Source organism: Sphingobacterium sp. 1.A.4 (genome assembly GCF_002734245.1).
GTDB classification, from domain to species: Bacteria; Bacteroidota; Bacteroidia; order Sphingobacteriales; family Sphingobacteriaceae; genus Sphingobacterium; species Sphingobacterium tenebrionis.
Genome location: NZ_PEAZ01000069.1, coordinates 22,067 through 28,419 on the forward strand (window position 1 = coordinate 22,067; position 6,353 = coordinate 28,419).

7 protein-coding genes are annotated in these 6,353 nt (G+C 30.9%); all 7 read left to right on the top strand.

Annotated features, from left to right (window positions below):
• The first annotated feature begins 61 nt into the window (after positions 1-61).
• Positions 62-709 (top strand): LutC/YkgG family protein, encoded by a 648-nt coding sequence (locus CRJ00_RS11985; protein ID WP_099367110.1) that lies wholly within the window; start codon positions 62-64, stop codon positions 707-709.
• Positions 710-1,339, top strand: coding sequence for a rhomboid family intramembrane serine protease (locus CRJ00_RS11990; protein WP_099367111.1), 630 nt, complete (start codon positions 710-712; stop codon positions 1,337-1,339).
• A gap of 321 nt (positions 1,340-1,660) precedes the next feature.
• Positions 1,661-1,786: a helix-turn-helix domain-containing protein gene (locus tag CRJ00_RS19370; RefSeq protein WP_373560878.1), complete on the top strand. Its 126-nt coding sequence runs from the start codon at positions 1,661-1,663 to the stop codon at positions 1,784-1,786.
• Positions 1,787-1,816: 30 nt separating this feature from the next.
• Positions 1,817-5,266: a hypothetical protein gene (locus CRJ00_RS11995; RefSeq protein WP_099367112.1), complete on the top strand. Its 3,450-nt coding sequence runs from the start codon at positions 1,817-1,819 to the stop codon at positions 5,264-5,266.
• Positions 5,263-5,712 (top strand): response regulator, encoded by a 450-nt coding sequence (locus tag CRJ00_RS12000; protein WP_099367113.1) that lies wholly within the window; start codon positions 5,263-5,265, stop codon positions 5,710-5,712. Before CRJ00_RS11995 ends, CRJ00_RS12000 begins: the two co-directional genes overlap by 4 nt.
• The gene (locus CRJ00_RS12005; RefSeq protein WP_099367114.1) at positions 5,712-6,104 is read left to right on the top strand and encodes a response regulator; all 393 of its coding nucleotides are present in this window, start codon (positions 5,712-5,714) and stop codon (positions 6,102-6,104) included. Before CRJ00_RS12000 ends, CRJ00_RS12005 begins: the two co-directional genes overlap by 1 nt.
• A 14-nt stretch (positions 6,105-6,118) precedes the next feature.
• Positions 6,119-6,353, top strand: a 235-nt coding sequence (locus CRJ00_RS12010; protein ID WP_144038043.1) for a transposase, incomplete at its 3' end; no start/stop codon positions are given.

Genomic DNA, 6,353 nt, shown 5'->3' on the forward strand with positions numbered 1-6,353 from the left:
TTTACCAAACCTTGTCTGTTTTTTTTATAGCTATTGCTAGCTTTTTGTTTTATATTATAGCATGAACACCCGAAATACCACGGCGAAAGAGAAGATGTTGAAGAAGATCCGTCAGGCACTTCTTCAGAAGAAGGAGAACCCTCATCCTATGTTTGAGGAGACCCCGCTGTATAAGGATGAAGAAGAACCGTTGGACGTCACTTTTGCCCGTGAATTCACGCAGGTATCGGGAAAGTTTGTGTATTGTGATGGAGAGATCAATCTGATCGAAAACCTGATCATTTTGGTGGAGAAGCTGGAAATTTCCAAGCTATATGTTTGGGAAAAGACTGTTCAACAGCTGTTGGATCAATATGGTTTCCCTTATCGAAGCACGCAAGTGAATTTCGAAGAGGTGGAGGCCAGTATTACGGGGTGTGATGCACTGATTGCCCGTAATGGAAGCATCATGCTGAGCAATGCCAATGAATCGGGACGCCGATTGGGTGTTTATCCACCGGTACATATTGTGATTGCGAGAGCCTCTCAATTGGTGATGGACCTGAAGCACGGAATGGCGGTGGTTCGTCAAAAATATGGAGCAGACCTGCCTTCCATGATCAGTACCATCACAGGGCCTAGCCGAACTGCCGATATCGAAAAGCGTTTGGTGCTTGGTGCCCATGGACCTAAAGAACTTTATTTATTTTTACTCGAAGACCGTTTTTAAATGTTAGCTTATTATCTTTTTAATCTACCTGTTGCCAGTGTTATTTTTGCCCTTACTATCGGATTGAGCATTTATGTTTTTGCAAATCCGCAATGGTATGGTAAATTGATGTTGCATCCTTATAGTATTTCAAGAGATAAGAAATATGCCTATCTGATCTTTACCAGTGGGCTTATCCATAAAGATTGGATGCACCTGATCTTTAACATGATTACCTTCTACTATTTCGGTTTCGGACTGGAAGCAATTTTTGTTGCGCAATTAGGGGTTTTGGGGCATGTGATGTTTGCGGTATTATACATTGTGGCATTGGTACTAAGCGATATTCCTACGATCATGAGGCATAAGGATAATTATGGTTATCATAGTTTAGGCGCTTCTGGTGCGATTTCAGCAGTACTGTTCAGTTATATTTTATTTAACCCACTTACTAAGCTTTATATCTTTTTTGCCCTTCCGCTTCCGGCTTTTTTATTCGCTGGTTTGTATTTGGTGTATTGTATATGGGCTTCCAAGAATTCCAACGATGGGATCAATCATGATGCGCATTTATTTGGCGCATTGACGGGATTGGTGCTTACTATTCTGATGTTCCCTGGAATTATCAATCATTTTATTGGGCAGTTTTAAGATTGTAATAATCTAAAAAACAGCATCTTTTCTTATTCCATTACGAGTGATTTGGAATATGTTGAATTAGGTATGGACCAATGTTTCCTTCAAAAATGTGTCCTATCCTAAAAAAGCTATACACAAAAACAAAGTGTATGATTACCTCACCCCTAACAGGCACACATGAGGTCAGGGGTACTGAGAAAGAGATGGAGACCGAAAAAATATCCGATAGTAAAGAAAGAGTTTGTATAGTACATTTAGTATTACCAAATTTGCCTGTATAATCAATTCAGAATTTAACCAATAATCTGTATAGCTATAAAAGGACAAGACAGTATTGAAAAATATCAATTTGCTAAACATCTTTATGAAAATGGGAAATTGTCAATTGATAAAGCATGTCATAAGGTCGTTATTAATAAATCAACTTTTTACAGAATTGATAAAAAGTATAATAATTAATACTATTTTTAAATAATTCTCTAACTAATTATGGATTTTAAGAAATTAAAACATTTTTTCTTAACTAAGCATGACAAAATTCAAGCGCTTAGTGTCATTAAGAATAGTATTGACAATGAAAAAGATTATGTGAAATTTAACAAGTTATTTTATTCTGAGTTAAAACCGTTTCAAACATTTTATGAAAAATTCAAAAAGGGTGAAAATTTTATCTCAAATTCATATTCTCAGTTATTTCATGGAAAGTCACCTCATATATTCGATTTTAAAATTAGTTACTTTTGGCAATTTAAGTTGATTGTTGAGAATTGTGAACTTGTTAATATCTATTTAAAATATAAAACAGAATATGAACATAAATTACTGATAGGGGAATTTGACAGTGCTATTGCTTTATTAGATAAAATTGAGTCAGAAGTCTCTTTTTCAGTTTGGACATTAAAGAATCGAATACTTGTAAACCACTTATCAGGCCTTAGTGAATCCAATTGGGATTTGTTAGAATCATTATTGGCTAATAAAAGCCACTATATCACTACTGCTATTGCAAAATTTTATTCTCGTTTAATTAGAGATGATTATTCAGTAACTAATTATAATATAGATTTAGAAACTTCACTGCAATCCTTGGTTGATAAAAATACTCTTAGACAAGAATATGCGCAGTTTTTCTATTATCACTGTAACTTTTTGTTTTATGATGGGTATGAGCCATCAATCATCTTTTATTTAGAGGGAAATGCTTCAATAATTGACAAATACGAGACACTAGTTAGAACTATAGAACTAGAAATTATTAATAATAGAAACGAAACCCTAATAGTAGACTCTTTAAAAGAATTTGATGATAATATACTAGATCCAAGAATCCAGAATATACTTAGGTTATATGGAGGGATGAAAATAAATCCAAATGATGAAATTGAAATAATTAATGATTTTGAATTAGAAGAATTTAATAATGTAAAATCGAAAGCAGAGCATTACTTATTAAATATTAACTCTGGAAATTCTGAAATTATCCATATTTATACGTTAGCTCTAATCAATCTCAATGAAGATGTACCTAATATATTTGCTGAAAAGAGTGAACTTTATAGAGTGATAAATTCTGTTTATAAAATTAACAGTAAATCTTACGAAGATGATACAGAATTTCTTCATTTGTTAAAAGTGGCTATGAGACACAATAATGCCTTTGGTCTTGGTGTCTTTAGTTATATTTATGATGAATTAAATTGGTCTTTTGCTCCAAAATATATTAAACTCTCTTCATTGGAATCTAATTACTTTTCCCCAATTTTATGTACAAGATTTAGAGATGAACAACTCCTGTATAATAATTTAAAGAATAATTTTAGTGATGATAAGAGATTAGAAGTTGTTTTAAATATCATAAATTTTATTGATGGGAGTTCTGACATAAACGATGTAGCTGATATAGGTTTAAAACAGGGTGCTTTAAACTTCATAAAGGGTATATCTTTGTTTATTAGAGAATCTTATGAGCTTTCTATTTCGGTATTTGAAAAAGTTTTACAAAATGATGAATCTTATATTAATAGAAAATTTTATTCAATTTATTTTCTATATCTTTCGTATTTATCATTAAATGATCTTTTTAATGCAATAAAGTTATATGTAGAGTCTTATTTAAACAACTCTAGATTCGTAAGGAAGTTAGATGAATATTCTATCTTAGATGTTATTATACCAAATTTTAAAGATCTAAATAGAGAACGTCAAACTATCGACTTGTCAATTTTTTTAAATCTCACAAATCAACCTAAGATAAAAATAAAACAATCGATAGAGTTATTTTTGATTGAAAAAGGAAAAGTGAAAGTGACAGATTTATTCGATAATATTTCTGAATTTGAACGGTCGAAGCTTTTGTATTTTTTGAAAAATGTTGCTTCTGTTGAAGTATTGCAATTATTTAGGGTATTTAAAAATTTAAACGAAGTAAATCAAGAGAGGATTCAAATTTGTCAAAAAATACTAGAACTGGACCCTGAAAATTCTAAAATATATAATGAAGAAATCGAGGTTTTGACTCAAAAGAACTTTGTAATTAAGGTTATAAGGGATTTCGATGAAGGGAAGATCTACGTTAATGATGAGAAAATTCGTAAGAAATTATTAGCTATAAATAAAAATAAACTAAGTTCTAAAGATTCAATTGGTAATGAAGATTCTTATAGTTTCGAAGAGAATTTTAATCGATTATTAGAATATTCTAATTCTTTTAAAAAGAAAAAATTTTCGAATTGGATTGAATATTTAGTGGATAATATATCAGTTGGAGATTTTATCCTACAAGAATTAAAGAAGATGTTTTTGCTAATCCGCAATGACTTTGTTTATAGCAATGAATTTGGACTTAATTCTTATTTAAGCACTAGAATACGTCATGGAACTCTTTCAAATCACATTAGAAGTGTTTTTGAAAATTTAAATTTAGTGACAAGCCAAGACAATGGTGTGTATTTAACAAATGATTATTGGGAAAATAGATTAAAGTTAAAAGAAGAATTGAATGAAATCTTGCAAAGTAATTTAGCTGAATTTTCAAAATCTATTGATCAAATCACAGCTAATTTAAAAGACGATTTAATTCAATGTAAGACAGAATTAAATACAACTAAATCATATGCGCTTTTTGATTATACTTATACGGATTTAGAACTATTTCTCTTATTAGAAGAATTCCGTGGATATACATTAGAAAGTTTTATAGATTATTCTTTCAAATTACTTTGGGAAAGAACTGAAGTTAACTTATCAAGTGTTAATAATTATTTAGACAATATTATAAAGGATGAGTATCTAACGGTATTAAATACTTTGGAAAATAGAATTATGCAACTTACCGGCAATATACCTACCCATTCTTTGACCGTTAATATAAAAAGGGCTTCAACCGAAATTCAAAATCAAATAACCTCTATTTCAAATTGGTTTAACAGATCAACTAATAAAGAAATTGGAGAATACAGTCTTCGTTCTTTGGCAGAAACTAGTTTCCAAATTCTGAAAAACACTAACCCTAATGTAGATATTGAGTTAGATATTATTGTTGAAGGAGAGATATTAGTTAGAGGTAATTATTATCAATTTATTATTGAAATATTAAAAATTTGCTTTGAAAATATGATTAAGCATTCAAAGCTTAATGGTCAAAGAATAGAGGCTAAATTTATTGCTAGAATAAAGGATTGTAATTTAGATATCAGTGTTACAAATTCTGTGTCTTCCGACGTAGACAAAATTTCAATAATAGAAAGATTGGAGCAAGTAAAGATTAATTGGGGTGAAAAAGATGAAAATATTGGAAATGAAGAAGGTTCTGGGTTCCCAAAAATTAAAAATATAATAACGTCTAATTTCGAAGCAAAGGGAACATGGTTTAACTATAATGTCGTTGAAAATCAAGTTACAGTCAATATAAATTTTGATAGTGAAAAAATTTTTATATGAAAATATTAATTATTGAAGATGATCATTTAAAGTATAATATTTTATACAAATTTTTAAATGAATCTTTCAAGAATATTTCAATTGTCTGGGAAAAATCTTACCACAGTGGTCTTGTGCAAGTCTTTGAACATACTTATGATTTGGTTTTGTTGGATATGAGTATGCCAATTTATGAAGAAATAGGTTCGAAAAGTGGTGGAAATTTTGAAACATATGCCGGGAGACTTATACTAGAGGAGATGGAGTTATATAATTTATCAACTAAGGTTATTGTTGTTACTGGCTATGATGTTTACGATGATGGTAAATCGTTGTCTATTTTAAAGTCGGAGCTTCGAAATAGCTATGGGGATTTTTATCTAGATGTAATTTATTTTGTAAGTAAAGATGAACATTGGAAAAAAGAATTATTGACAATTATTGAAGCAAATTTTAAATTAGATTGATGAAAAACAAAGTTCGAATTTTAATATTGGAGGATACTCAGAAAAAAAGAGAAGAAATATTAGAAATTTTCAAAAAGGATTGTTGTTTGATTGATTCTGTCGATAATATAAACAGTTGTTTAGAATATCTAAGTTCAACATTTTATGATTTAGTAATTTTGGACATGAAAATTCCTAGAAGGCAGGGAGAGGATGCTATTGACTACGGAGGTGAAGAGGTATTAAATGATTTGTATAGTAATAATTCTTATAAAATGCCTGGAAGAATCATAGCTTTAACTAGATATGAGGATCTAAAAGAAAAGCTACAACAAAATTATGCAGAGATTTCCGTTATAAGGTACTGTAACCCTCCCGAAAATTCGGACTGTCTGAAACGCGAAAATTCGTAACTTAGAACAGTACAATGAAAAAGACAAGAATCAGCGAGAGCCAGATTGTTTCTGCGATCAAGCAACATGAATCGGGTAAAAGCACTTCGGACATCTGCAGGGAGTTGGGTGTCCACCAAGCAACCTTTTACACTTGGAAGAAGAAGTATTCCGGGATGGACAGCCAAGAGCTGCGCCGTATGAAGGAACTGGAGGAAGAGAACCGCCGTCTCAAGCAGATGTATGCGGACCTCGCCCTGGACCACAAGA

Bases quoted from the DNA above. Each gene is read 5' to 3' on its own strand.
- CRJ00_RS11985 (WP_099367110.1), top strand. From the start codon at position 62: ATGAACACCCGAAATACCACGGCGAAAGAGAAGATGTTGAAGAAGATC.
- CRJ00_RS11990 (WP_099367111.1), top strand. From the start codon at position 710: ATGTTAGCTTATTATCTTTTTAATCTACCTGTTGCCAGTGTTATTTTT.
- CRJ00_RS11995 (WP_099367112.1), top strand. From the start codon at position 1,817: ATGGATTTTAAGAAATTAAAACATTTTTTCTTAACTAAGCATGACAAA.
- CRJ00_RS12000 (WP_099367113.1), top strand. From the start codon at position 5,263: ATGAAAATATTAATTATTGAAGATGATCATTTAAAGTATAATATTTTA.
- CRJ00_RS12005 (WP_099367114.1), top strand. From the start codon at position 5,712: ATGAAAAACAAAGTTCGAATTTTAATATTGGAGGATACTCAGAAAAAA.